At 58.9% G+C, this 25,614-nt stretch carries 23 protein-coding genes; 13 read left to right on the top strand and 10 right to left on the bottom strand.

Going from position 1 to position 25,614, the window contains the following annotated elements:
- Nucleotides 1–9: 9 nt before the first annotated feature.
- From BMX55_RS06560 to BMX55_RS06540, 5 genes are read left to right on the top strand one after another with little or no spacing between them, the layout of a single operon-like run.
- A complete protein-coding gene (locus tag BMX55_RS06560) occupies nt 10–762 on the top strand; it encodes a cytochrome b/b6 domain-containing protein (protein WP_091454586.1) in 753 nt (250 codons plus the stop codon).
- Nucleotides 763–779: 17 nt separating this feature from the next.
- Nucleotides 780–1,445: a response regulator gene (locus BMX55_RS06555; protein WP_091454583.1), complete on the top strand. Its 666-nt coding sequence runs from the start codon at nt 780–782 to the stop codon at nt 1,443–1,445.
- Nucleotides 1,442–2,818, top strand: coding sequence for an ATP-binding protein (locus BMX55_RS06550; protein ID WP_091454581.1), 1,377 nt, complete (start codon nt 1,442–1,444; stop codon nt 2,816–2,818). Before BMX55_RS06555 ends, BMX55_RS06550 begins: the two co-directional genes overlap by 4 nt.
- 58 nt (nt 2,819–2,876) lie before the next feature.
- Nucleotides 2,877–3,248, top strand: a complete 372-nt coding sequence (locus BMX55_RS06545; protein ID WP_091454944.1) for a CidA/LrgA family protein — start codon at nt 2,877–2,879, stop codon at nt 3,246–3,248.
- Nucleotides 3,245–3,970 (top strand): LrgB family protein, encoded by a 726-nt coding sequence (locus BMX55_RS06540; protein WP_091454578.1) that lies wholly within the window; start codon nt 3,245–3,247, stop codon nt 3,968–3,970. Before BMX55_RS06545 ends, BMX55_RS06540 begins: the two co-directional genes overlap by 4 nt.
- Nucleotides 3,971–3,976: 6 nt before the next feature.
- Here BMX55_RS06540 and BMX55_RS06535 read toward each other — a convergent pair whose 3' ends face one another.
- From BMX55_RS06535 to BMX55_RS06515, 5 genes are all read right to left on the bottom strand, one after another.
- A complete protein-coding gene (locus BMX55_RS06535) occupies nt 3,977–7,348 on the bottom strand; it encodes a PAS domain-containing protein (protein ID WP_143059584.1) in 3,372 nt (1,123 codons plus the stop codon).
- A 153-nt stretch (nt 7,349–7,501) separates the two neighbouring features.
- Entirely contained in the window at nt 7,502–8,422 is a 921-nt protein-coding gene (locus tag BMX55_RS06530; RefSeq protein ID WP_245751303.1) for a pseudouridine synthase, read from the bottom strand.
- Between the two features lie 5 nt (nt 8,423–8,427).
- A complete protein-coding gene (locus tag BMX55_RS06525) occupies nt 8,428–9,768 on the bottom strand; it encodes an HD-GYP domain-containing protein (protein ID WP_245751301.1) in 1,341 nt (446 codons plus the stop codon).
- Nucleotides 9,769–9,876: 108 nt separating this feature from the next.
- Nucleotides 9,877–10,518, bottom strand: coding sequence for a CoA transferase subunit B (locus BMX55_RS06520; protein WP_091454571.1), 642 nt, complete (start codon nt 10,516–10,518; stop codon nt 9,877–9,879).
- Nucleotides 10,519–10,530: 12 nt separating this feature from the next.
- Nucleotides 10,531–11,235: a CoA transferase subunit A gene (locus BMX55_RS06515; RefSeq protein WP_091454567.1), complete on the bottom strand. Its 705-nt coding sequence runs from the start codon at nt 11,233–11,235 to the stop codon at nt 10,531–10,533.
- Nucleotides 11,236–11,323: 88 nt separating this feature from the next.
- Here BMX55_RS06515 and BMX55_RS06510 point away from each other — a divergent pair, with 88 nt between their 5' ends.
- Complete coding sequence (locus tag BMX55_RS06510) at nt 11,324–11,866, top strand: PAS and helix-turn-helix domain-containing protein (protein ID WP_091454564.1); 543 nt, start codon at nt 11,324–11,326, stop codon at nt 11,864–11,866.
- A gap of 57 nt (nt 11,867–11,923) precedes the next feature.
- Nucleotides 11,924–12,499, top strand: coding sequence for a peroxidase-related enzyme (locus BMX55_RS06505; protein WP_091454561.1), 576 nt, complete (start codon nt 11,924–11,926; stop codon nt 12,497–12,499).
- Between the two features lie 5 nt (nt 12,500–12,504).
- On the opposite strand, the gene yihA is transcribed toward BMX55_RS06505, so the two are convergent.
- Complete coding sequence (gene yihA / locus BMX55_RS06500; protein ID WP_091454559.1) at nt 12,505–13,248, bottom strand: ribosome biogenesis GTP-binding protein YihA/YsxC; 744 nt, start codon at nt 13,246–13,248, stop codon at nt 12,505–12,507.
- A gap of 77 nt (nt 13,249–13,325) precedes the next feature.
- Between yihA and BMX55_RS06495 the strand changes: the two genes are divergently transcribed.
- From BMX55_RS06495 to BMX55_RS06480, 4 genes are all read left to right on the top strand, one after another.
- On the top strand, nt 13,326–13,943 hold the full coding sequence (locus tag BMX55_RS06495) for a c-type cytochrome (protein ID WP_091454557.1): 618 nt from the start codon (nt 13,326–13,328) through the stop codon (nt 13,941–13,943).
- Between the two features lie 141 nt (nt 13,944–14,084).
- Nucleotides 14,085–16,235 (top strand): cytochrome c biogenesis protein ResB, encoded by a 2,151-nt coding sequence (locus tag BMX55_RS06490; RefSeq protein WP_091454554.1) that lies wholly within the window; start codon nt 14,085–14,087, stop codon nt 16,233–16,235.
- The gene (gene ccsB, locus BMX55_RS06485) at nt 16,232–17,575 is read left to right on the top strand and encodes a c-type cytochrome biogenesis protein CcsB (RefSeq protein ID WP_091454552.1); all 1,344 of its coding nucleotides are present in this window, start codon (nt 16,232–16,234) and stop codon (nt 17,573–17,575) included. Before BMX55_RS06490 ends, ccsB begins: the two co-directional genes overlap by 4 nt.
- A 17-nt stretch (nt 17,576–17,592) precedes the next feature.
- Nucleotides 17,593–19,431, top strand: a complete 1,839-nt coding sequence (locus tag BMX55_RS06480; RefSeq protein ID WP_177172833.1) for a sensor domain-containing diguanylate cyclase — start codon at nt 17,593–17,595, stop codon at nt 19,429–19,431.
- A 25-nt stretch (nt 19,432–19,456) separates the two neighbouring features.
- Here the strand turns inward: BMX55_RS06480 and BMX55_RS06475 are convergent, their stop codons facing one another.
- The 4 genes from BMX55_RS06475 to BMX55_RS06460 are packed head-to-tail and all read right to left on the bottom strand — an operon-like array spanning nt 19,457 to nt 23,002.
- The gene (locus BMX55_RS06475) at nt 19,457–20,752 is read right to left on the bottom strand and encodes a tryptophan--tRNA ligase (RefSeq protein WP_091454543.1); all 1,296 of its coding nucleotides are present in this window, start codon (nt 20,750–20,752) and stop codon (nt 19,457–19,459) included.
- 36 nt (nt 20,753–20,788) lie between these two features.
- Nucleotides 20,789–21,460 (bottom strand): site-2 protease family protein, encoded by a 672-nt coding sequence (locus tag BMX55_RS06470; RefSeq protein WP_091454539.1) that lies wholly within the window; start codon nt 21,458–21,460, stop codon nt 20,789–20,791.
- A 30-nt stretch (nt 21,461–21,490) separates the two neighbouring features.
- A complete protein-coding gene (locus tag BMX55_RS06465) occupies nt 21,491–22,126 on the bottom strand; it encodes an L-threonylcarbamoyladenylate synthase (protein ID WP_091454536.1) in 636 nt (211 codons plus the stop codon).
- Between the two features lie 12 nt (nt 22,127–22,138).
- On the bottom strand, nt 22,139–23,002 hold the full coding sequence (locus BMX55_RS06460) for a 3',5'-nucleoside bisphosphate phosphatase (RefSeq protein WP_091454531.1): 864 nt from the start codon (nt 23,000–23,002) through the stop codon (nt 22,139–22,141).
- A gap of 144 nt (nt 23,003–23,146) precedes the next feature.
- Between BMX55_RS06460 and BMX55_RS06455 the strand changes: the two genes are divergently transcribed.
- On the top strand, nt 23,147–24,916 hold the full coding sequence (locus tag BMX55_RS06455) for a methyl-accepting chemotaxis protein (RefSeq protein WP_091454528.1): 1,770 nt from the start codon (nt 23,147–23,149) through the stop codon (nt 24,914–24,916).
- Between the two features lie 87 nt (nt 24,917–25,003).
- Nucleotides 25,004–25,609, top strand: a complete 606-nt coding sequence (locus BMX55_RS06450; RefSeq protein WP_091454525.1) for a TIGR00645 family protein — start codon at nt 25,004–25,006, stop codon at nt 25,607–25,609.
- Nucleotides 25,610–25,614 lie beyond the last annotated feature (5 nt).

The following is a 25,614-nucleotide window of genomic DNA, read 5'->3' as shown; positions in this document are numbered from 1 at the left end:
GAGCCAGCCATGACCTCGCATACCCTCCATGCACCTTCTGCCGCCGCCACGGCCCCTGTGCCTACACGCCGCGTGGTGGATGCCACCACACGCATGTTGCATTGGATGATGGCGCTGTCCTTTACCGGTGCCTACCTGACGGCTGAAAGCGAGCGCTGGCGCTTGGCACACGTCACGCTGGGTTATACGCTGGCGGGCATTGTGCTGGCCCGCTTGGTGTGGGGGCTGGTGGGGCCGCGCTCGGTGCGGCTGGCCGGTCTGTGGGGCCGCGTACGCGGGCTGCCAGCATGGTTGCGCTCGTTGGCAGGCGTGCAGTCTGTGGCGGCTTTACAGGATTTGGTGCGCCCAGGGCGTAACCTGCTCATGGGGCTGGCGATGGTACTCATGCTGGCGCTGGTGCTGCCGTTGAGCTTGAGCGGCTATGCTGTGTGGGATGAATGGGGCGGTGAGTGGCTAGAAGAAGTGCATGAGTGGGTAGGCAACGCTATGCTATGGGTGGTGCTGCTGCATATTGGTCTGATTGCACTAGTGAGCGTGTTGCAACGCAAAAATCAGGCATTGCCTATGATTACAGGACGGGTACCGGGGCGCGGGCCAGATGTGGCAAAGAGAAACCACGGCCTGCTGGCCTTGCTCATTTTGGCTGCCGTACTGGCCTTTTGGGGCTGGCAATGGCAAGCTGCACCCCAGCCAAGCGCCACGGTAGCCACAGTGCTGTCGGGAGAAAATCGTGCCTCTAAGCACCATGACCACGACGACTGAGCGAAAGAACGACCCCCATGCGAATTTTGCTGGCTGAAGACGATGAGCTGCTAGGCTCAGGCATCCGTGCTGGGTTAACCCAAAACGGCTTTCAGGTCGATTGGGTGCGCGATGGCGTTGCCGCCGAGCGCGAATTGGGGACTGGGGCTTATCAAGCCTGTGTGCTCGATTTGGGCCTGCCCCGGCAAGATGGCATGGAGGTGTTACAGCAGCTGCGCGCCCGCCGCACGGCCACGCCGGTGTTGATCCTCACGGCCCGCGATGCCGTCAGCGCTCGCATTGCTGGCTTGGATGCTGGGGCTGACGACTACCTTGTCAAGCCGGTTGATTTGCATGAACTGGCGGCGCGCTTGCGCGCCTTGGTACGCCGTGCCCACGGCCAGAGCGTGACCCGGTTGTGCGCCGGAGGGGTAGAGTTAGACCCGGCAGCACACCGAGTTTGGCGTGCCGGGGCGTTGGTCGAACTGTCGCAGCGCGAATACGATCTGCTACACGCCCTGCTGCTCAATGCTGGGCGCGTGCTCAGCCGTGAGCAGTTAGAGCAGCGCTTGTACCAGTGGGGCAACGAGATCAACAGCAATGCGGTAGAAGTGCATATTTACCACCTGCGCCGCAAACTGGGGGCTGCCCTGATCGAAACGGTGCGCGGCGTGGGTTACTGCATTGCCCGCGATTTGGCATGAGCACTCAGCACGCGGCGGCACCATCCGCACCGCGCTCCCTGCAAAGACGCCTGCTATCCACGGTGCTGGCGCTGGTGGCTGCGGCTTGGGGGCTGGCTGCTGCCATGACTTGGTATGACGCCCGCCACGAAGTCAGTGAACTGCTCGATGCCCACTTGGTACAAACCGCAGCCCTGCTATTGATGCAGCCACTGGACGAGTTAGAAGACGAAGACCTGAACTTAGCCCCTGATTTGCACAAATACCAGCAGCGTGTGGTGTTCCAGGTGTGGCACAAAGGCAAGTTGCTGGCACATTCTGCCAATGCCCCCCGCGAACCCCTGACCGAGCGCAAGACACGGGGGTTTGCAGACAGCCAAGCCGATGGTGAGTCATGGCACGTCTTTGTCACACCTAGTCACGATGCCGACCTGCTGTTGCAGGTAGGAGAATTGCAATCGACACGCAACGATGTTGTGATGGTGAGCCTGTACAGCATGGTCTGGCCTACGGTGCTGGTGTTGCCCCTGTTGGTGTTGGGTATTTGGTGGACAGTGCATGGCTCGGTGCGTCCCTTGCGCCAATTGGGCCAAGATGTGGCGGCCCGCCAGCCGCAATCCCTAGAGCCACTGCCCACTGCTGGCGTGCCCCCTGAGGTACTGCCTTTGGTCGCAGCGCTCAACGGGCTGTTTACGCGCACCAGCGATTTGCTGGCCGCCGAGCAGCAATTTACCGCCAATGCCGCCCACGAGCTGCGCACTCCGATTGCTGGTATCCGTATGCAGGCCCAAGTGGCTCAGGGTGCCACGCAAGAGGCGGAACGCGCCCAAGCGCTGGCTGCCACCGTGCAGGGTTGTGACCGTGCTACCCGGCTGGTCGAGCAGCTGCTGCAATTGGCGCGGCTCGATGCCGAATCGGCCACTTCTGCCATCGCACCCTGTCATTTGACCGAAGTGGCGCGGCATGTAGTCTCTGATCTACAAGGCCACGCCCAGCAGCGCCAGCAAACGGTGCTGCTTGATGCCGCCCTGCCCGTGCTGGCACCGCTGGCTGAACCGCTGGCCGCTGTGTTGCTGCGCAACCTGCTAGACAACGCCCTGCGCTACAGCCCTGACGGTGCCCAAGTGCAGATACGCATCACCCCGGCCAATGCACAAGAGCCCATGCAGTTGTGTGTAGAAGACAGCGGCCCAGGCATGACCGAGGCCGAGATGGCCCGGTTGGGCGAGCGCTTTTTCCGGGTGCTGGGCACCGGCCAAAGTGGCAGTGGCCTAGGCTGGTCGATTGTGCAGCGCATTGCCCGGCTGCACGGCTTACAGGTACAACTGAGCCGCAGCCCCCAGTGGGGTGGTTTGCGCGTGCGTATTCTTTGGCCTAGGGCACCCCAACCCTGATGCACTGCTGCCTAAGCCGCTACATTGCAGCTTTGGCTTGTATTGACGGGGGTGCATGATGGTGTCAGGGTTTGCTTGGCTACTGGTGTTTCAACTGGCCGGAGAGGTGATGGTGCGCGGTTTGCAGCTGCCTGTGCCGGGGCCGGTGCTGGGGATGTTGCTGCTCTTGCTGGTGCTGATTTGGCGCGGTGGCCCCAGCGATAACCTGCGCAACACCAGTCAGGGCTTGCTGGGCCACCTCTCACTGCTGTTTGTGCCCGCTGGCGTGGGCATCATGGTGCATGGCCACCGCATTGCCGACGAATGGTTGGCGTTGGTGGTGGCACTGGTGTTCAGCACCGTGCTGGCACTGGCGGTGACGGTGCTGGTGATGCGCGCCTGCCGAGGCCGCAGCAGCCCCACCACTTCCAGCGCAGAGGAGCGGCCATGACTTTGCCTGCGCCTATCCACGATATTTGGGTGTATCTCGCCACCTCGCCGCTGCTGGGCCTGACCATCACCCTGTTGGCTTATTTGCTGGCGCTGGCAGTGCATTGGCGCTGCCGCTTGCACCCGCTGACTAACCCGGTGCTGCTGGCCGTGGCTTTGCTGGTGACGCTGTTACTACTGACGGATACGCCGTACACCAGCTATTTTGCCGGTGCCCAATTTGTCCATTTTCTGCTGGGGCCTGCCACGGTGGCGCTGGCCATTCCGCTTTATGCCCAATTGGGCCGGGTGCGGGCCATGCGCTGGCCGGTGCTGCTGGGGCTGACCATAGGCAGCCTGACGGCGGTGGTCTCTGCGGTGGGCACCGCTTGGCTGTTGGGGGCCAGTTTGCCCACGCAATTGTCTTTAGCGCCCAAATCCGTCACCACCCCGATAGCTATGGGTGTGGCCGAGCGCATTGGTGGCATCGCCTCACTCACAGCGGTGCTGGTGATCGTGACCGGCATTGTGGGTGCCGTGCTGGCCCCCACACTGTTTCGGTTGCTGCGCGTACAAGAGGATGCCATCCAAGGCTTTGCTTTGGGTGTGGCCGCGCATGGCATAGGCACGGCCCGTGCCTTTCAAATCAGCGAGCAGGCTGGGGCCTTTGCCGCCTTGGCGATGGGGCTCAACGGTGCTATCACCGCACTGCTGTTGCCCGCACTGCTGTCGGGGTGGCGCTAAAACTGTTTAAGGCTCCCAGATGCAGATGCGGTTACGCCCACTATTTTTGGCCGCGTAAAGGGCCTCGTCGGCGTGGCTGATGTTGCGCACAGCATCCTCAGCGCATAGCAGCACGGCCAAGCCTATGCTCACCGTGACCGTGATTTTGCCTGCGGCGGTTATGGCCGGTGTCTGCGCCACCGATTGGCGCAGCCGGTTGGCTAAGGCCATCGCATCGGACTGCTCAATGTTTTGCAACAAAATGGCAAACTCTTCGCCACCCAAGCGCCCTGCTGTGTCGTTTTGGCGCAAGTTGTGCCGAATCAGCTGGGCTACATGCTGGAGCACCACGTCGCCTACCGGGTGGCCGTAGTTGTCATTGACGCGCTTGAAGTGGTCGATGTCCAGCATCAGCAGCACATCGCTGCGGGCAGGATGGCGGCAGCTTTCGAGCAAGGCATCCTCCAAACTGGTCATAAAACTGCGCCGATTGGGCAGACTGGTCAGAGCGTCAGTGGCCGCCAGCGTAGTCAGTGCTACTTCGCGTTGTTTGCGCTCAGAGATGTCTTGGAACAGCCAGAATCGTCCTAACTGCTCGCCATTGCGCACGATGGGCACCCAATTAATCTCTAAGGTGCGGCCACCAGAGGAGGGGACTTCGATGTTGCGGCGTTTTTCTCCGTCGCTGTGGCTGCTCGGTACCGACAGCCAAGCAGTGCGCACTGGCCCAAGCTGCTTGCACAGAGCTTCATGGCTCAGACCCTGCAAACTGTCTGGCGTGCCCGGCAGTTCTAGCCAATCGCACAGATTTTGGTTCGCCATCGTCACCACCTCTTGCGCATCTTCCATCAGCACAGCCCCCGGAAAACGCTCTAGCAGGGTGGTCAGGCGCAGACGCTCCATCACCAGTGCAGCAGCAGATTGGTGCTTTTCTGTGATATCCACTAGCGTCCAAACTACATCGCTATCGGGTTCGTCCGGGTCGCGCAGCACGGCGTGCATGTCAAACCAGCGCAGGTTGCCTTGCACATCGCGCATCGGGTACTCAAAGCGCACCTTGCCACAATCGCTTAGCTCTTCGTAATAGGCCCGCATTCCTTCAAAATGTGCTTGGTCGATGTGCAGACTCGACATGGGGCGCTGGGTGATGTCTTCGCCCGGTGTGGCAAAAATTTCTAGCAGACGCGCATTGGCATAAAGAATGTGGCGCTGCTGATCGACCAGCATGATCGCTGCCCGGCTTTGGTCGATTAGCACCCGGCGCAGTTGTCCCTGCATCACCCGCGAGCTAATGTCGGTGCAGGTGCCCACCATGCGCGCGGGCAAACCATCATCGCCCCAAGCCACAATACGGCCACGCACCTCTACCCACAGCCATTGCCCTTGCGCTGTGCGCATGCGGTACTCGGCAATAATGACTTGCTCTGGGTGCTGCTGGATTTGCTGGTTCCATTCTGTTTGGATGCGTTCATGGTCGCTGGGGTGGAGTCGATCCATCCAGTCTTGGTACCTTAAAGTGGCGGGCAAGTTTTCTTCACCCAGCATTTCACCGATGCGATCATCCCACTCTACGGTGCCACAGGCCATGTCCCAAGACCACAGGCCATCGCGCACGGCCTGTAAAGCCAAGCGCCAGTATTCGGCATTGAGGCGCAAGGTTTCGGCAGCCGCATGTTCTGCCGTAATGTCATGAACATAGCCATGCCAGAGGGTATCGCCCTCTGGGCTGCGCTCAGGGTTAGCCTGCCCTAGCACCCAGCGCAGTGCGCCATTGGGCAGTAGCACCCGGTGTTCACAGCGCCAAGTTATCAGTTGCTCGGCCGATGCCCGAATAGACTCGACCACGCGGGGGCGATCTGTGGGGTGGATGTGTGCAAAGACCTTGTTTGCCGAGCGCGCTGCTTCTTCTGGCGTCACCCCATAAATACTTTCGATGCCGGGGCTGGCGTACGGAAAGCAGGCTGTGCCGTCGGCCCGTTGTAGGTACTGGTATACCGCGCCTGGCACTTGGTGGATTAACTTGCTCAGGCGCTCACGCCAGTCTTGCGCTGCCGCCTGGGCCATTTTGCGGTCACTAACGTCAAGCACCGTGCCCGCCATGCGCAAGGCACTGCCATCACTAGCACGTTCTACCACCTGTCCCCGGTCTAGCACCCAGACCCAATGACCATCGCGGTGGCGCATACGGTATTCGGCCTCGTAGTACGCACTGTGCCCCTGCCGGTGGGCATTGCAGGCGGCGTTCACGGCGGGCCAGTCATCGGGGTGGACGCGCTCTTGCCAAGTCGAAAAATGTGGGGCCAAGGCGGCTCGCTCGTAGCCCAGTTTGGCCGCCCACAGTTCGTTAAAGTGGTTTTCTTTGGTTTGCCAGTTCCAGTCCCAAGTGCCCAGATTAGCACCGCGCAACGCCAATCCTAAGCGCTCGCTGGTGATAGCCAGCATCTGTGCCTGTTGACTGCGTTGCAACCACAGGCGGGTGATCCATGCGGCCCCCAACAGCAGTAAAGTGGTGCCGACGATATTTTGCAAATAACTGTAGTGCAAGGCCTGCTGCACCGAGGCCAGTGCCCGCTCCTTGCCAATGCCCAAGCTGACTACCACGGGGTAGCTTACGGCCCGGTGCCAAGCATAGTAGCGCTCGATACCATCGGGGTTGGCCGCTGCTTCGTAAATGCCGTGCATGGCCGAGGGATCGGTTAAAAACTGGCGTGTGCTTGGCACCGACCGGCCCAGCACCCGTTCCATGCCTTGAGAACGTGCGATGTATGCGCCATCGGCCCGCAAGAGCAGGGCTATATCCACTGGGTCAGGAAAAACCTCTTGCAAAGCCCGCGACAAATGCCGTGCTGAAATCGACACCACCACTATGCCCGCAAACTGGCTCTGTGCATCGTACAAAGGCCGGGAGAACTGCACGATCCACTGCTGTGATGCCCAGCCCAGCATGGGGTGGCTGATAAAAAGGTGCGGCGGCTCATCAACATTTTCTAGATGGGCCGTGAAATACTCTTGTTTGGCAATGGAGATGGGTTCACCATCCGCACTTTGGGGTGATTCATCCGACAATAGGCTAGAAAACACCATGTGGCCTTGCGCGTCAGCCACGCTGACTTCGGCCAAGGTGTCCGCGCTAAAGGTTTGTTGCGTCACGCGCAACCCTTCCAGAAAATCCTGGCGTTTTTGCGTCATCCAGTGCTCGCCCAGATGCACCGCCACATAGTCAATCTTGCGGATCATGGCCTCGGTTTGCAAGGCTAATGCATGAACGGTTTGGGCAGCCCCCTGCCGGGCTTGCGTCTGCACCTGCTGCAACTGGGCTTGGTGCGATTGGTACAGTTGTGCCCAATACACCAACAGCGCCAACAGCAAGACCGCCCACCCAGCCAGTGGTCGTAACATCAGGGCGCGTGCTTTGTGTGCAAGGGGGCGCACGGCAGGCGCCAAATAGCGGTCAAGAAGGGCGAACAAAGGGAAAAATCGGAAAAAAGAAAGCAAAAAAGCTAAGTTTTTCAGTGTAACGTGCAGTTACCAAATCGTGCTTGCACGGGGCATTCAAGCCAAAGGCAGGAGCTGGCGTTGACTCGTAAAGTGTTGTCGCTGGCCTGTTACTGGGTCGGTAAAGGTCAGTGCCCGCGCCAGCAATTGCAAGGGCTGCGAAAAATCGCCCTCTGGCGGATCGTTGACTTCAGGGTAAAACGGGTCGTAACGCAAAGGTAGCCCCAAGGCAGCCATATGGACGCGCAACTGGTGGCGTTTGCCCGTAATGGGGCACAGGCGGTAGCGCGCCCAAGCACCAGCTTGCTCCAGCAGTTCCATCTGGGTGTGGCTGTTGGCGGGGCCGGGCACCTCGTGCATCAGAAAGAATTGCCCATTCTCTTGCAGTCGGCTGTGGTGCTCACGCGGAAACTCCAGCTCAGGCCGCCACGGTGCCACGGCTTCATATTCTTTGTGCATGGCACGATCACGGAACAAACCTTGGTACAGCCCGCGTGTAGACCGCTGCACCGAAAACAGCACCAAGCCTGCCGTGTCACGGTCAATGCGGTGCAGCGGCGACAGCTCTGGCAGGCCCAAGCGCTGCTTGAGGCGTACCAACAAGGTTTGTTGCAGATAGCGCCCGGCGGGCATGACCGGCAGAAAATGGGGCTTGTCGGCCACGAGCAAATGTTCATCTTGGTACAGCACCTGCTCGGCAAAAGGAATTTCTGGCTCGTTTGCAACATCGCGGTAATAGTAGAGCCGCACATGGGGTTCAAACGGGCGCTGGGGCGTTACCACCACGCCGCGCGCATCCACTACGTCGCCTGCCTGCATACGCTGCTGCCATTGGCTGCGCCCAATGGTGGACAAGCGGGCCGCCAAAAAATCGAGCATCGTGCCTGCCCCAACGCCGGGCAATACGATACAACTGGGGCTGACACCTTTGCGCAGGGGTAACACGGGCGCAACCATCGGGCTAGAGGCTGGACTCATGGCAATCATCGCTCCTTCCGTCGGTGCTGCTGTTGCGCCAGTAGCCAATCGCACCAATCGGCCAAAAAGCGATCAGCCGGTTGCTGGCGCTGGGTGACTTCGGGCCAGCGGCGCAAACAGCAATGCACAATGGTTTGCAACTGCCACAGTGCTTCTCTCCCCAAAAAAGACAATTCTGCTTTGGCCTGTGCATCATCTTCAACCAGCTCCAGTAGCTGGGATGCGCATTCTGGGTGGATACCTGCCTCGCTCAGGTTTTTGCTTAAGCCTTGCAAACGTTCTTGGATAAAAGCAAGCGCGCTGCCCGGTACGATCTCTAGCGCATTGCTCAACTGCTCCCAGCGTGCAAACGCTACCGAAATAGCCTGCACATAATGCGATGCTTTAGCCCCTAGCAGGGCCAGCGCTCCCTCTGGAGGCAAGGCCTGGCGCACCAAGGCGATCATATGGCGACACAAATCTGGGGGAAACTTGCGGTGGTTGAGACGTAGCACCGTCGCCAGATGCAGCCCCGGTGAGTCATGGGTATATTTATCGAAAAACGCAGTTACCACCTCGGCCAGCAGCAAAATTTGCCCCATGGGTGAAATCTCTGCTGCTGCAATGGCGCGTGGATAGCCGCTGCCATCCATACGCTCGTGGTGCTCCAACACCGCAGTGGCTACTGCCGCCGGATAAGCCTCGGTGCTTCGCACCATCAGCATGCCAATGATTGGATGTGCCACCAAGTGTTTGCGCTGTGCGCCAACGATCTGCTGTTGGCGGTCACGCCAAGCCGGGTCTAGGTGCAGCACGCCCACATCGTGCAACAAGGCGGCGGCTACTAGCGCCACATTGTCTGCATCATCTAGCCCATTGCGCACCCCCAGAAACCAAGCCACTAAGGCCATTTGCACACTGTGTGTAAACAACTGGGGGCATTCGTCGCGCATCAGCGTGAGCTTGAACATGATCGGCCCCGGTAGCGGTATTTGCGCCAGCGTAGGCCAAAATTGGTCAAACTGGGCCCCCATGTCCTGCACTAGCAATTTCAGCAGTGCATGGTTGGGTATCAGCTCGCGGGCCACGGCAGTCAATACCGTGTGATCGACTGCATCTTCGGCCACCAAATGGCTATCGACTGGCTCGCGTAGGGTGTGTTGCACCAGTCGGTCATAGATGCGGCCATCAATGCGCATCCCTTTTTCTACCAGCTTGATGCCGCTTTCTGCATAAATGGCCTCGTGCGCCACTACGGTGCGGCGATGTGCCAAGTCCGTCACAGCGCGCAGGTAATGCGTGCTTTGCGGCAACTGGGTGGGAAGGGCCGATGGACTCATATCGGCCATCGCGGAGAAATCGCTCATGCAGGGCAAGAAAAAAAGGAACGCTGCGTATTAAACCGCAGCCCCCTCGCACAACAAAAAGGCCCGCTAAATACGGGCCTCGGCAACTTCAGGCGATGAATACCAGGGTCACTGTAAAAGTGGCACGCCGGTTTTGGCCTGCAAGGCTTCAAAAGTCACATCGGGGGCCAGTTCCACCACCTTCAGGCCTTGGGGTGTTACGTCCATCACGGCCAGGTCGGTAATGATACGGTTGACCACGCCCTTGCCAGTGAGTGGCAGAGTGCATTGGGGCAATATCTTCATATCTTCGGTGCCGTCTTTCTTTTTCGCGACGTGCTCCATGAGCACGATAACCCGCTTGACGCCAGCCACCAAGTCCATTGCTCCGCCCATGCCCTTGACCATTTTGCCCGGAATCATCCAGTTGGCCAAATCGCCTTGGTCGGTCACTTGCATAGCCCCCAAGATAGACAGATTAATTTTACCGCCGCGAATCATGGCAAACGATTGATCCGAGCCAAAAATGGACGAGCCTTTGATGGTGGTCACGGTCTGCTTGCCCGCGTTAATCAGGTCGGCATCAACCTCATCATCGTAGGGGAAGGGGCCAATGCCCAGCATGCCGTTTTCGCTTTGCAGCCAAACCTCAATGTGGTCGGGCACATGGTTGGCCACCAGCGTCGGGATGCCGATGCCCAGATTGACGTAAAAGCCGTCTTGCAGTTCCTGCGCAGCACGCGCAGCCATTTGGTCTTGGGTCCAGGCCATAGTGGTGTCTCCTCAAACTTTGCGGTCGCGCAGGGTGCGCTTTTCGATGCGCTTTTCGGGCGTCGGGTTGTGAACAATGCGATGCACGTAAATGCCGGGCAGATGCACATCGTCGGGGGCGATCTCGCCGGTGGCCACAATGCGTTCTACCTCCACAATGCAAATCTTGCCTGCCGTGGCTGCTGCCGGGTTGAAGTTGCGCGCTGTGAGGTTAAAGCGCAGGTTGCCCGACATATCGGCCACGTCGGCCTTAATTAGGGCCACTTCGGGCAGCAAGGAGCGCTCCATGACGTAGGTCTCACCGTCAAACTCACGCAGCTCTTTGCCTTCGGCCACCAGCGTGCCCACGCCGGTTTTGGTAAAGAAGGCGGGGATACCGGCACCACCGGCGCGCAGCTTTTCGGCCAGCGTGCCTTGGGGGGTAAATTCCAGCTCCAGCTCGCCCGCCAAGTATTGGCGTTCAAACTCTTTGTTCTCACCCACATAGGAGGAGATCATCTTTTTGATCTGGCGCGTTTCTAGCAGTTTGCCCAAGCCAAAGCCATCGACACCCGCATTGTTAGAAATCACAGTCAGGTCTTTGACGCCTGAATCGCGCAGCGCATCAATCAACGCTTCTGGAATACCACACAGGCCAAAACCACCCACGGCAATCAGTTGGCCATCGGCCACCACGCCTTCGAGGGCGGCAGCGGCGGAGGGAAACACTTTGTTCACAACAGTCTCCTTGAGATAGATGCTGGAAGATACTACGTAATCTATTACGTAGTATCCCCTAAAGACTTCCCCTGCCTTGCTACCCCTTATGGATGTTGATTACCGTCTTGCCTTTGATATGGCTCCAGTGGGTCTGGTGCTGTCGCGCCACCGCATCATGGTCGATTGCAATCGCCACTTTTGCGAGATGTTTGGTGCCTCGCGTGAGGTGCTGATGGGGCAGTCGTTCCGGCTGCTCTACCCCAGCGCCGATGAGTACGAGCGTATTGGTGAGCGGCTGGTGCCCATCCTCAATGCCAAGGGCTATTACTCCGATAGCCGCATCATGCGCCGCTTGAGTGGTGAGATGTTTTGGTGCCATGTGTCGGGCCGGGCGGTAAACCGGCAGGCACCACACGAATCGGGCATTTGGAGCTTTGAGGACATGAGCGCACAGCGCCCGGTCAAGGCCGACCTGACAGGTCGTGAGCGCGAAGTGGCCGCCCGCTTGCTAGAGGGCCTGACCTCGAAAGAAATCGGCAAAGCCTTGGGCATCAGCCACCGCACGGTAGAAATTTACCGCGCCCGGCTGATGCGCAAATACGGCGCATCCACCGCTGCCGATTTAGTCCATAAGCTGGTGGCGGGCTAAACCATGCCGGGGCTTGGCTAACATCGTGGCTTACACCACAACATCGGAGACAAACCCATGCCACCACGCTACCCTTTTCCTGACCTGAATACCTTGCCTGACGACATCCGCGCCAAAGTCTTAGAGGTACAAGAAAAAGCAGGCTTCGTGCCCAATGTATTCTTGGCACTGGCCCGTCGCCCCGCAGAATGGCGCGCCTTTTTTGCCTACCATGATGCCCTGATGCTGAAAGAGGACGGCAGCCTGAGCAAAGGCGAGCGCGAAATGATTGTGACGGCCACCAGTGCCGTGAACCAATGCCTGTACTGTGTGGTGGCCCACGGCGCTATTTTGCGTATTTACGAAAAGCAGCCGCTGCTGGCTGACCAAGTGGCTGTGAACTACCGCAAAGCCGACATCACGCCGCGCCAGCGGGCTATTTTGGACTTTGCCATGAAGGTCTGCCAGCGCTCGCAAGACATTGAAGACGCCGATTTTGCCGCTTTGCACGCCCACGGCTTGGACGACGAAGACATCTGGGACATTGCCGCCATCACGGCCTTTTTTGGCCTGAGCAACCGTATGGCCAGCTTTGCCGGAATGCAGCCCAACCCTGAGTTTTATCTGATGGGGCGGGTGCCACGGCAGAAGTGAGCGCTTTAGTCCAGTGCGGGCGGTTCGTCTTCGGGCAGCTCGCTTGGCGCATTGGTGCTGGGGGCTGCTGCATCTTTGGCTGCTGGGTGCGCCCAGTGCCACAGGCGCAGCGCTGCTTCTTCGACCCCCTGTTTTTTCAGCGCCGAGAACATCTGCACCTCGCCGCCGCCGGTTTGCAAGCGCGCAATCGACAGCGCCTTGGCCTGCTCGGCGCGGGTGAGCTTGTCGGCCTTGGTCAGGATCACCAAAAACTTCAGCCCGTCTTGCACGCGTGGACGCACCACTTCTAGCAGGGCTTCGTCCAGTTCCGTTAAACCCAAACGTGGGTCGCACAGCAGCACAATGCCGGTCAGGCTGGGGCGCTCAATCAAGTAGTTGACCATCACTTGCTGCCAGCGCATTTTGTCTGAGCGCGACACGGCAGCGTAGCCATAGCCGGGCAAGTCGGCCAGCACGGCATCGGTGATGCCTTGGCGGCCTAGGCTAAACAGGTTGATATGCTGGGTGCGGCCTGGCTTTTTGGAGGCAAAAGCCAGTTGCTTTTGCTGCGTTAGGGTGTTGATGCAGGTAGATTTACCGGCGTTGGAGCGGCCCACAAAAGCGATTTCTGGTACATCCACCTCTGGCAACTGGTTGAGTTGCGCAGCAGTGGTCAAAAAGCGTGCTGTGTGCATCCAGCCCAAGGCGGTACGGCCATCGGGTGCAGGCGAAGGGGTGCCAACAACTGGCGCAGAAACAGAGGGGGTCATTAAATCAAATCCGGCGGTAAGAGCGGCATTGTAGAATCGGCTGGTTTTGCGCCACCACCAACAAGACCCTCGATATTATGAAGTTGCTCGCCTCCTTGCTCACGGCTGCCGCGCTGGCAGCTACTGCGTTTTCGGCTTTTTCTGCCGGCCCGGCCAAGCCTGATCTGGCCAAAGGCGAGGCCAGCTTTGCTGCTGTCTGCGCTGCCTGCCACGCTGCCGATGGCAACTCCACCATTGCCGCTAACCCCAAGCTGGCACAGCAGCACCCCGAATACTTGGTTAAACAGTTGCAAGAATTCAAGTCAGGCAAGCGCGCCAATGCCATTATGTCTGGCATGGCGGCAGCCCTGACCGACGACGATATGCGCAACATTGCCGCTTGGGTAGCCACCAAGCCCGCAGCCGCTGGCTTTGCTAAAGATAAGGCGATGGTCACGCTGGGTGAACGCATCTACCGTGGCGGTATTGCCGAGCGCAACATTGCTGCTTGTGCTGGCTGCCACAGCCCCAACGGTGCTGGTATCCCCTCTGTATACCCCCGCTTGGCTGGGCAACATGCTGATTACACCGCCGCCCAGCTGGTGCAGTTCCGCGACGGCGTGCGCAACAACAGCATCCAAATGACAGGCGTTGCTGCCAAGCTCAACGACCGCGAAATCAAGGCTGTGTCCGACTACATTGCTGGCCTGCGCTAAGTCCCAAAGCTGGGGCCGTGCAATCGTGGCACTTTAGCTGCGCCTGATACGGAACCAAGCGCCACCCACAGACCCCAAGACGGGCGGGCCCATCCTCCAGATGGCCCGCCCGTTTTACTTTTGCCCCGCATAATTCCGCCCATGTCTGATTCTTCCCCCGGCGTTCGCTCCCGTGCTGGCGCACAAGCCTTGCGCACCAGTATGGAGCTGCTGGCCTCCATGCGCTTTGCCATTGCCCTGTTAACGGTCATTTGCATCGCCTCGGTGATTGGCACCGTGCTCAAGCAGCATGAGCCTGTAGGAAATTACGTCAACCAGTTTGGGCCCTTTTGGGCTGAGTTGTTTTTGGCTATCAAGCTCAATGCGGTGTACAGCGCTTGGTGGTTTTTGCTGATTTTGGCGTTTTTGGTGTTGAGTACCTCGCTGTGTATTGCGCGCAGTACGCCCAAAATTTTGGCTGATCTCAAAACCTACAAAGAAAACATCCGCGAGAAAAATCTGGCTGCTTTTCACCACAAGGCGCAGGCTACATTGAGCGGCGATAGCGCCAGCGAGGCACAACGCATTGGTCAGATGCTGGTGGGGGGAGGCTGGAAGGTCAAATTGCAGCAGCGCGACACCGCTGCTGGCCCCGGCACCGGCTGGATGGTGGCCGCTAAAGCGGGGGCAGCCAACAAGTTTGGCTATATTGCTGCGCACAGTGCCATCGTGCTGGTGTGTATTGGTGGCCTGCTCGATGGTGATTTGGTGGTGCGGGCGCAGATGTGGTGGGGGGGCAAACAGCCCTATACCGGCGGTGGCTTGATTGCGGCGGTGCCGCAGCAGCACCGCCTGACTGAGCGTAACCCCACTTTTCGGGGCAATTTGTTGGTGGCCGAGGGCACGCAGTCTGACACCGCCATCCTGAGCCAATCTGATGGCATCTTGCTGCAAGAGTTGCCTTTTGCCATTGAACTGAAAAAGTTCATCATTGAGCACTATTCCACTGGCATGCCTAAGCTGTTTGCCAGTGAAATCATCATCCACGACAAGGCTACCGGTGCACAAACCCCGGCGCGGGTGGAGGTGAACCACCCGGCCAGCTACAAGGGTATTGAGATTTATCAATCTGGCTTTGAGGATGGCGGCTCTGCCGTAACCTTGCAGGCCCTGCCGCTCACGCTAGGAGCGCCCTCGTTTGAGGTGCAGGGTACGATTGGTGGCAGCTCACAATTGGTCAAAACCAGCGGTGGTGAGCGGTTAACGCTGGAGTTCACTTCGCTGCGCGTTTTCAACATCGAGAACTTTGGTGACGATGGTCTCAAATCTGGCGCGGATGTGCGCAAGGTAGATTTGCGCGAATCCATTGATGCCCGCCTAGGGGCTGCCAACAAGACAGTGACGCAAAAAGTGTTGCGCAATGTCGGCCCCAGCATTGGCTACAAGTTGCGTGACGCTTCGGGGCAGGCGCGTGAGTTCCACAACTACATGCTGCCTGTGCAGATGGAAGCCGGGGGCACGCCCATGTTTCTGCTGGGGGTGCGTGAAACCCCCTCCGCCCCCTTGCGCTACCTGCGCTTGCCTGCCGATGAGCAAGGCAGCATGGATGGTTTTATCCGCTTGCGTGCTGCCCTCAATGATCCCGCTCTGCGCGAGCAAGCGGTGCGCCGCTACGCCGTCCAAGCGGTAGATGCCTCGCGCGCTGATGTGGTGGAGCAGTTGCGCCAGTCGGCGGCACGGGCGCTGGGCCTGTTTGCCGGGGCCGAGAGTACCGGCAAGCCGGGCGAGCCGGTGGGAGGCTTGCCCGCGCTGTCGCAATTTATTGAGACCAATGTGCCCGAAGCCGAGCGCAGCAAAGCCGGTGAGGTGCTGATCCGTATTTTGAACGGCAGCCTGTTTGAACTGGCCCAGTTGGCACAGGAGCGCGCCAAGTTGCCTCCTTTGCCAGCCAACGATCAAACCCAAGGCTTTATGACACAGTCGGTACTGGCTTTGAGCGATGTGCAGATTTACCCTGCGCCCCTGCTGTTCCAACTCAAAGACTTTAAGCAGGTGCAGGCCAGCGTGTTCCAAGTGGCACGGGCACCGGGCAAAAATATCGTTTATTTAGGCTGCGCCCTGCTGATTTTGGGGGTGTTTGCCATGCTCTATGTGCGTGAACGCCGCATCTGGGTCTGGTTGGCCCCGCGTGAAGGCGGCAGCCACGCCACGATGGCGCTGTCCAGCAACCGCAAGACGATGGACACCGACCGCGAATTTGCCCAACTGACAGAAAAACTCATTGGGGTACCCCCCGCAGGAGCCACGCAATGAATACTGCGACAGCCACCAACACCACCGTTACCCTGAATGCGAGCTTTGCCTCGCGCCGCAACGCTTTAGATTGGATTTTTGCCGCCTTGGTGCTGTGCGGCGGCCTGTTTGCTTTGCAACGCTATGCCGCCTACATGGATGGCTACGAAAAAGGCATTTTGTTGGGCACCATCCCTGCCACCATTTGGCTGGGCTGGTTTTGGCGGCCCCTGCGGGTGCTGATGCTGGTGGCGGCGGGCTGCGCGCTGCTGGCCATCAGCCTGTACCAAGACGGTGATGCAGGTAATTTGGCGCGGGCCGATACCGTGTTTTGGCTCAAATACTTTTTGTCCAGCCAGTCGGCCATCCTGTGGATGAGCATGTTGTTCTTTATGAGCACGCTGTTTTACTGGCTTGGCATGTTTGCCAAGGGCGAAGGCGGCACTATGTCCTTGATTGGCTCGCGCTTGGTCTGGGTAGCGGTGGCAATGGCGCTGATTGGCACCTTGGTGCGCTGGTATGAGAGCTATTTGGTCGGGGCCGATGTCGGGCACATTCCGGTCAGCAACCTCTACGAAGTGTTCGTAATGTTTTGCTGGATGACGGCCACTTTTTATCTCTATTACGAAGAGCAGTACCGCACGCGGGCCTTGGGCGCTTTTGTCATGCTGGTGGTCAGTGCCGCCGTGGGCTTTTTGCTTTGGTATGCCGTGGTGCGTGAGGCCCACCAAATCCAACCCTTGGTGCCCGCCCTCAAAAGCTGGTGGATGAAGCTGCATGTACCGGCCAACTTTATTGGCTATGGCACCTTTGCCCTGTCAGCGATGGTGGCCTTTGCCTACCTGATTAAACAATCTGCTGGTGAAACGCGCTGGTACAAGCTGGCCCCACTGTGGCTGCTGGGGGTGGTGTTGTGCTTTGAGCCGGTGGTGTTTCGCCCCACAGCAGGCCAAAATGGCAGCAGTTACTGGACGGTGTATTTTGGAATTTCAGCGCTGATCGTGGCAGCTATTTTGTTTGGCCGTGAACGCATTGCTGCCAAGCTGCCAGCGCTCGAATTGCTTGATGATGTGATGTACAAGGCCATTGCTGTGGGCTTTGCCTTTTTTACCATCGCCACCGTGCTGGGTGCCCTGTGGGCGGCTGAGGCTTGGGGCGGCTACTGGAGTTGGGACCCCAAAGAAACTTGGGCATTGATTGTTTGGCTTAACTATGCCGCTTGGCTGCACATGCGCCTCATGAAGGGCTTGCGTGGCACCGTGTCGGCTTGGTGGGCGCTGGTGGGCTTGGCCGTGACCACCTTTGCATTTTTGGGCGTGAACATGTTCCTGTCGGGGCTGCACAGCTACGGTACGCTGTAAGACGACGGACGACGCTAGTGACCCGGCGCTGCCTGCTGCTGATCCTGCTCTTGCTGGGTTGCTGTCAAAAATGGGCGCTGGCGGTAGAGATTCGGGCTTATGCTGGTAAAACACCGCTGGTATCGGACATTGAGGCGCTGGAAGACCGCACTGGACAGCTCACCATCGAGGCAGTGCGCCAATTGGCGCAAGCCGGGCGATTTACCCCGGTCAGCAATGCAGATGGTGATCTCAATTTTGGCTTTACGGCATCGGCTTATTGGTTGCGCATTCGGTTGCAGCGTCAACCAGAAGCAGCATCGCGCTGGCTGCTAGAGGTGCCCTATGGCCAGATCAACACGCTGCAATGGTACCCACCCCAAGGAGAGGTACTGAGCACTGGCAACGATTTGCCTTTGTCCAGCCGCCCGGTGTTTCACCGGCATTTTGTGTTTCCCGTGGAGCTAGACACCACTGAGCAGGTTTTTTATCTCCGTGCTACTTCTAGCTATTCCCTGACTTTGCCACTGGTGTTGTGGAACATCAAAGGATTTTTGCGCCACGAGCAGGGCGAGTTAATTTGGCAGTTTCTTTATTACGGCGCTTTGTTATCGCTACTGCTGTACAACTTCTTGTTGTATTGTTCTTTGGGTGATAAGCGGTTCTTGTTTTATAGCCTCTACGCCGCATTTCTGGGCTTGGGGATGCTGGCGGGCAATGGCTATGGCCGTTTGTACCTCTGGACAGAAGCGCCTGCCTTTGATGCCATTTCGCAGAGCAGTATTTTTTGCCTAGCGGCGTTGTTTGGCGCACATTTCACACGCTTGTTTTTGCAAACCGGCCAGCGTGCGCCCCATTTAGATCGGTGGTTGCAGGGCCATGCTGTGGCGTTCTTGCTGCTGGCTTGTGGTTTTGGAGCCTCGCTGTATTGGGCGGTACCCATCCTATGGCTCAACCAATGGATGCTGTTCAATGCCTTGGGCATGGGTGCGGCCATTGCTGTGGCGGGTTGGCGGGTGCAGCGCACTGGTGCGCACCATATCCGCTTTTTCTTACTCGCTTGGGGGGTGTTGTGGTTTGGGGTGGTAGTGGCGGGGTTGCGTGCTTTTGGCTGGCTGCCCAGCAATGTGCTCACCTCTTATGCCTTGCAGATTGCCTCGGCTTTTGAGATGCTGCTGCTGTCTTTGGCACTGGCTGACATCATCCACGCCGAGCGCCGCAGCCGTGAGCAATCGCAGCAACAGGCGCTGCAAGCCCAGCAGCAAATGCTAGAGGTTTTGCGCCACTCCGAAGAAAAACTAGAGCGCGCCGTGCGTGAGCGCACCGCTGAGTTGGAACGGGCCAATGCCCAGTTGCAGGTATTGGGCACCACCGATAGCCTGACCGGCTTGGCTAACCGTCGTCGCTTCGATCAGGTCTTAGCTAACGCATGGGCGCATGCCAGCAGCAGCGGCCAGCCTATCGCCCTCATCATGCTGGATGTAGACCATTTCAAACAGTACAACGACCATTACGGGCATGTGGCAGGCGACCAGTGCCTGCGGCAGGTGGGGCAGGTCTTGGCTCAATACGTCGAGCTACCCGAAGAACTGGTGGCCCGGTACGGGGGCGAGGAGTTTGCCGTCATCATCATGGGCCGAGGAGCCACCGAGGTTTGTGCCTTGGCCGAACGATTGCGCAGTGGCATTGAGGGCTTGGCAATACCCCACGCCTGCGCTTCGCCGGGTGTGGTGACCATCAGCTTGGGCGTGGCATCCTTGGTGCCCACCGCACTTGGTGATGGCCCTGATGCTTTGATCCGCATCGCAGACGCAGAACTGTACCGGGCCAAGCAGTCGGGGCGCAACCGCGTGCAATGCGCCCACGGGTTTGCGTGACGCACCCGGTGGGGCTGTGTGCGCTTTAGTCTTCTGCGCGTAAGGCTTGCAAAGCCGCTGCCACATCTGGCGCTGTGACGCCTGCCACGGGGGCCAATTGCCCAGCTAGATCGGCCAGAGCTACTTCGCCTTGTTGTTGCAAACGGGCAATGGCTTGGCCTGCTTCTTTAGGTGCCGTAAAGCCGGTACTTTGCAACAGCAAGCGGCCATCGGCAGCCAACAGTTTGAAATAAAACTGCCCGTCGGCTTCGCGGTATTGTTTGAAAGCTGGTTTAGCCACTTTGGCTGCCTTCGCGGGCGCAGCGCTGGCTACTTGTACCAAGCTGCGCAAACCCACGGCATGGCGCAGTTCACGGATGAACGGCGTGGCCAGCGCGCGGGCGCGCTCTGCCCCAGCCAGCAAGGTGCGTTCAATGCGCGCGGGGTCGGCAATCAGGGCTTCGTACTCGGCGCGCATGGGGGCAATGACTTGATCGACACGCTCTAGCAGCAACTGTTTGGCCTCGCCCCAAGCAATGCCATCGGCATAGGCTTGGCGCAGCGCGGCGGTCTCATGCTCGGTGGCAAAGGCTTGGTAAATTTGGAACAGTGCCGAGCCTTCGACTTCTTTAGCCTCGCCGGGCAAGCGCGAATCGGTGAGCAGGCCCCCAATCAGCTTTTGTAACTGCGCCCGCGACGAGAACAGCGGAATGGTGTTGTCGTAGCTCTTGCTCATCTTGCGGCCATCCAAGCCGGGCAGGGTGGCTACGTTGTCGTCCACCACAGCCTCGGGCAGCACAAAATGCTCGCCATAGAGGTGGTTAAAGCTGCTGGCGATGTCGCGGGCCATTTCGATGTGTTGGATTTGGTCGCGGCCCACCGGCACCTTGTGCGCCTTGAACATCAAAATGTCGGCACCCATCAGCACCGGGTACATAAACAGCCCCGCTGTCACGCCCTCATCGCCATCGCGGCCTGCAGCCAAGTTTTTGTCTTGTGAGGCTTTGTAGGCATGGGCACGATTCAGCAGTCCCTTGCCAGTCACGCAACTGAGCAGCCAGTTGAGTTCAGGGATTTCGGGGATGTCGGACTGGCGGTAAAACGTTACCTGCTCAGGGTTTAGGCCCGCTGCCAGCCAACTGGCAGCGATCTCTAAAGTGGAGCGCTGGATGCGCAGTGGGTCTTCACACTTGATGAGGGCGTGGTAATCGGCCAGAAAATAAAAGCTCTCGACACCGGGGGTGTGGCTGGCTGCCACTGCTGGGCGGATAGAGCCAACAAAATTACCCAGATGTGGGGTGCCGGTGGTGGTGATACCAGTGAGAAAGCGCGTGGTGCTCATGAAATAGTGATCGATAAAAACAGAAAAAGAGAAAACTCAGCGCAGCAGCAAGGCCAGCGGTGTGAGCAGCAGTTGGATCAGGCTGTAACCTAGGGCCATCAGTGGGCGCAGCCACACGGCCCCCACAATGCCCGCCAGCACCAGCCCCATCACAATAAAGAAGCCCCAGGGCTCTACGCGAGACAGCCACTGCGCTTGCTTCCAAGGCAGCAGGCCGACCAAAATACGGCCCCCATCCAGCGGAGGCAGCGGAAACAGGTTAAACGCCCACATCACTAAATTGGTCAAAATGCCAGCCCGCGCCATTTCGCGAAAAAAGCGCTCTTCTACACCCAAGCCGATCAACACCAGCAGCAATGCCGCCCAGAGGATGGCTTGGACAAAGTTAGAGGCTGGCCCGGCCAAGGCTACCCAGATCATGTCGCGCTTGGGGTTGCGCAGGCGGCCAAACTGCACCGGCACCGGCTTGGCATAGCCAAACAAAAATGCCCCAGAGGTGGCAAAGTACAGCAGCAGCGGCATCAAGATGGTGCCCATCGGGTCGATGTGCTTGAGCGGATTGAGCGTGATGCGCCCCAGCATGGCGGCAGTAGGGTCGCCAAAGTGGCGGGCGGCATAACCGTGGGCGGCCTCATGCACGGTGATGGCAAACAGCACCGGCAGGGCGTAGATCAGAACGGTCTGGATCAGTTGAGAAAAATCGTCCACGGGGGCAGCTTCTCCGGGGTTTGAACAGGTTTAGAGGCCAATGGCCGACAGGCTGCCGCGCCCTTGGCGCAGCACTACGGGGTCATCACCGCTGGACATGGGTGTGAGATCAATCACCGTGGTTGGTTCAAACGGGCAGCCTCCAGCATCAATCACGGCGTCAATCTGGTGCTCGTAGCGGGTGCGGATGTCGTGGGCATCGTTGAGTGGCTCGGTCTCGCCCGGTGCAATCAGCGTTGTGGCCAGCAATGGGGCACCGTGCAGGTCGATCAGCATTTGCAGGCCCTTGCGGTCGGGCACGCGCAAGCCAATGGTTTTGCGCGAAGGGTGGCTGACGCGCCGGGGTACCTCTTTGGTGGCCTCCAAAATGAAGGTGTAGGGGCCGGGGGTAGCCAGCTTGAGCAGGCGGTATTGTTTGTTGTCCACCAATGCATAGTTAGACAGCGCTGAGAGGTCACTGCACAGCAGCGTCAGGTGGTGCTTGTCATCGACTTGGCGAATGCGGCGCAGGCGGTCTACCGCCTGTTTGTCATCCAAGTGGCACACCAGTGCATAGCTCGAATCGGTAGGCACGGCCAAAATGGCACCCTTTTGCAGCAGGGCAGCGGCCTGTTTGAGCAGGCGTGGCTGGGGGTTTTCGGGGTGGATTTCAAAGAACTGGGCCATAACGTCACACTTTCAGACAGGGGCTTGGACACGGTGGCGCAGCAAATCCCATACGGGCACCAAGTCGGCAGGCAAAGGGGGGAGGGTGCCCAGATCGGTGCTGGACTCGTCTGGGGCATGAAAATCGCTGCCGCGTGAGGCGGCCAGACCAAACTCGCGCGCCATGTCGGCGTAGGTCGCGTATTCGTGTACGGCATGGCTGCCGGTGACTACTTCTACCGCTTGGCCGCCATGCGCCTTGAATTCGGAGAACAGGGCAAACTCCTCGTTGGGCGTGAGGCGGTAACGGGCCGGGTGGGCAATCACCGCTACACCACCGGCTTGGGTGATCCAACGCACGGCCTCGCCCAGCCCCGCCCAGCGGTGCGGCACAAAACCGGGTTTGCCTTCGGTCAGGTAGCGGCGAAACACCTCGCTGGTGTCGTGGCATACCCCGCTATCGACCAAAAAACGGGCAAAGTGGGTGCGCGAGACCAGCGCTGGGTTGCCCACATAGCGCAATGCACCTTCGTAAGCGCCTGCGATGCCCACTTGGGCCAGTTGCTGCGCCATGTCTTGGGCGCGCTGATCGCGGCCCCCTCGGGTGTGGGCCAGCCCTTGTGTCAACGTGCTATCGTGTATATCAAAGCCTAGGCCCACGATATGGATGGTTTCGTGGGCAAAGCTGACAGAGATCTCTACGCCACTGAGAAAGGCCATGCCTTGAGACTGTGCTGTGGCTTGGGCTTGGGGCAGGCCACCCGTTTCATCGTGATCGGTCAAGGCCCAAAGATCGACGCCCTGCTGGCGTGCGCGCACCGCCAAGGCGTGGGGGCTGAGGGTGCCATCCGAGACGGTGGAATGGCAGTGCAGATCGGCATTGAGGTAGGAGGTCACCAAACGATTTTAGGGCTTTGCTTGTGGATTGATTGTGGCGCACTCATCATCAGGGCTTCGTAGAATCCCTCAGACAAGGCCTCATCGGTCAATGTGTGCCTAGCACACGCACCACCCATCTATTTGCCAGAGGATAAATAAGCGATGAATTTAGACAATATGCGTGTAGCCCACAAATTGTGGGGCACTGTTTTAGGTTTGCTGCTGTTGGTGCTGGCAGCAGCCTTTTTTGTGCAGCAGCGCTCGACCAGCGCGATGGTGCATGCGTTTGAGGAGATTTCCCATTACGAGACCTCCATCACCGATGCTACGCGCTGGCTGGGTCTGACGGAGGTGGTGATGGAGCGCACGGTGGCGGCTATTAATGTGCCATCTGTCGCAGCCTATGACTTCCTGCACCAAAAAAGTGTGGCCGATTCGGTCAAAATCAATGAAATCCAAAAACGCGCCAATGAGCGCGCCCGCAGTGAAGTGGAAAAGCAGGCACTGGAGCGAGTGGCTCAGGCGCGAGCCCCAGCCAAGGAGCTGCTGAAGAAAGTACCTGAACTCAAACAAGCCGGGGACTATGCAGCTACCTTTGCTTTCACCCAGCAAGAGTTTATCCCTGTAGCCACGAACCTAGCCAAAACCGTACAAGACTACATCAAAGTAGAAGAGGCCGAGCGCGACAAGGCGATTGCCGCCGCCCACAGTGCCCGCGAAAAGGCCGCCTTGGTGGCCTCTGGCATTGCTGTGCTGGCGGTGCTGATTGGTGTGTTACTGACCGCAGCACTGGTGCGCTCGATCACGCAACCTTTGCACCAAGCCGTGCAGGCTGCCAATGCCATCAGCCAAGGCGATTTAACGCAAAATCTGCACAGCAGCCGCCAAGATGAATTTGGCGACCTGCTGCAAAGCTTTCAGAAAATGTCGGAGCGGTTGCGCGGCTTGGTCAGTGAGGTGCGCGGTGGCGTAGAGTCCGTCTCAGCGGCCTCTGGCCAGATTGCCACTGGCAACCACGACTTGTCGGCACGTACAGAGCAGACGGCTGCCAATTTGGAACAAACTGCCGCCAGCATGGAGCAGCTCACCGCTACTGTAACGCAGTCGGCAGATACCGCACGCCAAGCCAACCAATTGGCGGCTACTGCCGCCCAAGCGGCAGAGCGTGGTGGCGTTGTAGTGGGGCAGGTGGTCAGCAGTATGCAGCAGATCACCGACAGCTCGCGCAAAATTGCTGACATCATCGGCGTGATTGATGGCATCGCCTTTCAAACCAATATTTTGGCGCTCAATGCTGCCGTAGAAGCGGCCCGCGCCGGGGAGCAAGGCCGAGGCTTTGCCGTGGTGGCCTCTGAGGTGCGCAGTTTGGCTGGGCGCAGCGCCGGGGCTGCCAAAGAGATTAAGGGCTTGATTGATGCCTCGGTGGCCAATGTGGAGTCCGGATCGCAGCAGGTAGCGCAAGCGGGCCAAAGCATGACCGAGATTGTTGAGGGCGTGCGCCGTGTGACGGACTTGATCGGCGAGATCACCGCCTCGTCCACTGAGCAGCGCGATGGCATCGCCCAAGTCAACGTTGCTATTACCAAACTTGACCAAATGACGCAGCAAAACGCAGCATTGGTAGAGGAGTCGGCCGCAGCGGCCAGCGCCATGCGTGACCAAGCCCAGCATTTGGCTGAAGTGGTATCGGTGTTCAATGTCGGGGCTGGGGCTGCTGCTACGGGGTCACGACCTGCACCGGCCCCGCGTGCCGCCGCTATGCCAACCCGTGCGCGCCCGCCAGCGCCTGCGGTGGCAGCGCCTGCGGCCAAACCCCGGCCTGCGGTGTCGTCTGGGCGCAGCGTCCCCCGTGTCGCGGCACCTGCTCCGCGTTTGGCTGCGGCACCCGCCCCCAAGGCCCCGGGCCACGAGGACGACTGGGAAAGCTTCTGATAGAGCAGACGGGTTTTGTGCCCGTCATACCCGTTTCAGGGGGCGCTGCGTAAAATCGGCGCCCCTTCTTTATTCACAGGCTGCTGCATGTCTTCTCCCCGTTCTGGCTCCCCTTCGCCCCTGCGCCCGCTGCCCTCGCTGATTTTTGCCAGCCGATGGCTACAGTTGCCCTTGTATTTGGGCCTGATTGTGGCCCAAGGGGTGTATGTGTTCCATTTCTGGGTGGAGCTGGTGCATTTGCTCGAAGCCGTGTTTGGTAACAGCGAGGCATTGCAGGCGCTGATCAGTGGCATTGGCTACAAAACCGATGTGCAGATCACCAAGATCAACGAAACCATCATCATGTTGGTGGTGTTGGGGCTGATTGACGTGGTGATGATCTCGAATCTGCTCATCATGGTGATTGTGGGCGGCTACGAGACCTTTGTCAGCCGCATGAACCTAGAGAGCCACCCTGACCAACCCGAATGGCTTAACCACGTCAATGCCTCGGTGCTCAAGGTCAAGCTCAGTACCGCCATCATCGGCATCAGCTCTATTCACCTGCTCAAAACCTTTATCAATGCTGCCAACTACGATGAGAAGGTGTTGATGTGGCAAACCATCATCCACATCACTTTCTTGCTCAGTGCGTTGGCTATTGCCCTAACCGATAAGCTGATGAGCCACAGTGCTGCTCCTGCTGACCACTGATCCGG

The organism is Giesbergeria anulus, from assembly GCF_900111115.1.
GTDB lineage: Bacteria > Pseudomonadota > Gammaproteobacteria > Burkholderiales > Burkholderiaceae_C > Simplicispira > Simplicispira anulus.
The sequence above is the reverse complement of the archived record's forward strand: the minus strand, read 5'-3'. Positions and strand labels throughout refer to the sequence as shown.

Coding starts and splice junctions, on each gene's coding strand:
- BMX55_RS06560 (WP_091454586.1), top strand. CDS start 10: ATGACCTCGCATACCCTCCATGCACCTTCTGCCGCCGCCACGGCCCCT.
- BMX55_RS06555 (WP_091454583.1), top strand. CDS start 780: ATGCGAATTTTGCTGGCTGAAGACGATGAGCTGCTAGGCTCAGGCATC.
- BMX55_RS06550 (WP_091454581.1), top strand. CDS start 1,442: ATGAGCACTCAGCACGCGGCGGCACCATCCGCACCGCGCTCCCTGCAA.
- BMX55_RS06545 (WP_091454944.1), top strand. CDS start 2,877: ATGGTGTCAGGGTTTGCTTGGCTACTGGTGTTTCAACTGGCCGGAGAG.
- BMX55_RS06540 (WP_091454578.1), top strand. CDS start 3,245: ATGACTTTGCCTGCGCCTATCCACGATATTTGGGTGTATCTCGCCACC.
- BMX55_RS06535 (WP_143059584.1), bottom strand. CDS start 7,348: ATGTTACGACCACTGGCTGGGTGGGCGGTCTTGCTGTTGGCGCTGTTG.
- BMX55_RS06530 (WP_245751303.1), bottom strand. CDS start 8,422: ATGAGTCCAGCCTCTAGCCCGATGGTTGCGCCCGTGTTACCCCTGCGC.
- BMX55_RS06525 (WP_245751301.1), bottom strand. CDS start 9,768: ATGAGCGATTTCTCCGCGATGGCCGATATGAGTCCATCGGCCCTTCCC.
- BMX55_RS06520 (WP_091454571.1), bottom strand. CDS start 10,518: ATGGCCTGGACCCAAGACCAAATGGCTGCGCGTGCTGCGCAGGAACTG.
- BMX55_RS06510 (WP_091454564.1), top strand. CDS start 11,324: ATGGATGTTGATTACCGTCTTGCCTTTGATATGGCTCCAGTGGGTCTG.
- BMX55_RS06505 (WP_091454561.1), top strand. CDS start 11,924: ATGCCACCACGCTACCCTTTTCCTGACCTGAATACCTTGCCTGACGAC.
- yihA (WP_091454559.1), bottom strand. CDS start 13,248: ATGACCCCCTCTGTTTCTGCGCCAGTTGTTGGCACCCCTTCGCCTGCA.
- BMX55_RS06495 (WP_091454557.1), top strand. CDS start 13,326: ATGAAGTTGCTCGCCTCCTTGCTCACGGCTGCCGCGCTGGCAGCTACT.
- BMX55_RS06490 (WP_091454554.1), top strand. CDS start 14,085: ATGTCTGATTCTTCCCCCGGCGTTCGCTCCCGTGCTGGCGCACAAGCC.
- ccsB (WP_091454552.1), top strand. CDS start 16,232: ATGAATACTGCGACAGCCACCAACACCACCGTTACCCTGAATGCGAGC.
- BMX55_RS06475 (WP_091454543.1), bottom strand. CDS start 20,752: ATGAGCACCACGCGCTTTCTCACTGGTATCACCACCACCGGCACCCCA.
- BMX55_RS06465 (WP_091454536.1), bottom strand. CDS start 22,126: ATGGCCCAGTTCTTTGAAATCCACCCCGAAAACCCCCAGCCACGCCTG.
- BMX55_RS06455 (WP_091454528.1), top strand. CDS start 23,147: ATGAATTTAGACAATATGCGTGTAGCCCACAAATTGTGGGGCACTGTT.
- BMX55_RS06450 (WP_091454525.1), top strand. CDS start 25,004: ATGTCTTCTCCCCGTTCTGGCTCCCCTTCGCCCCTGCGCCCGCTGCCC.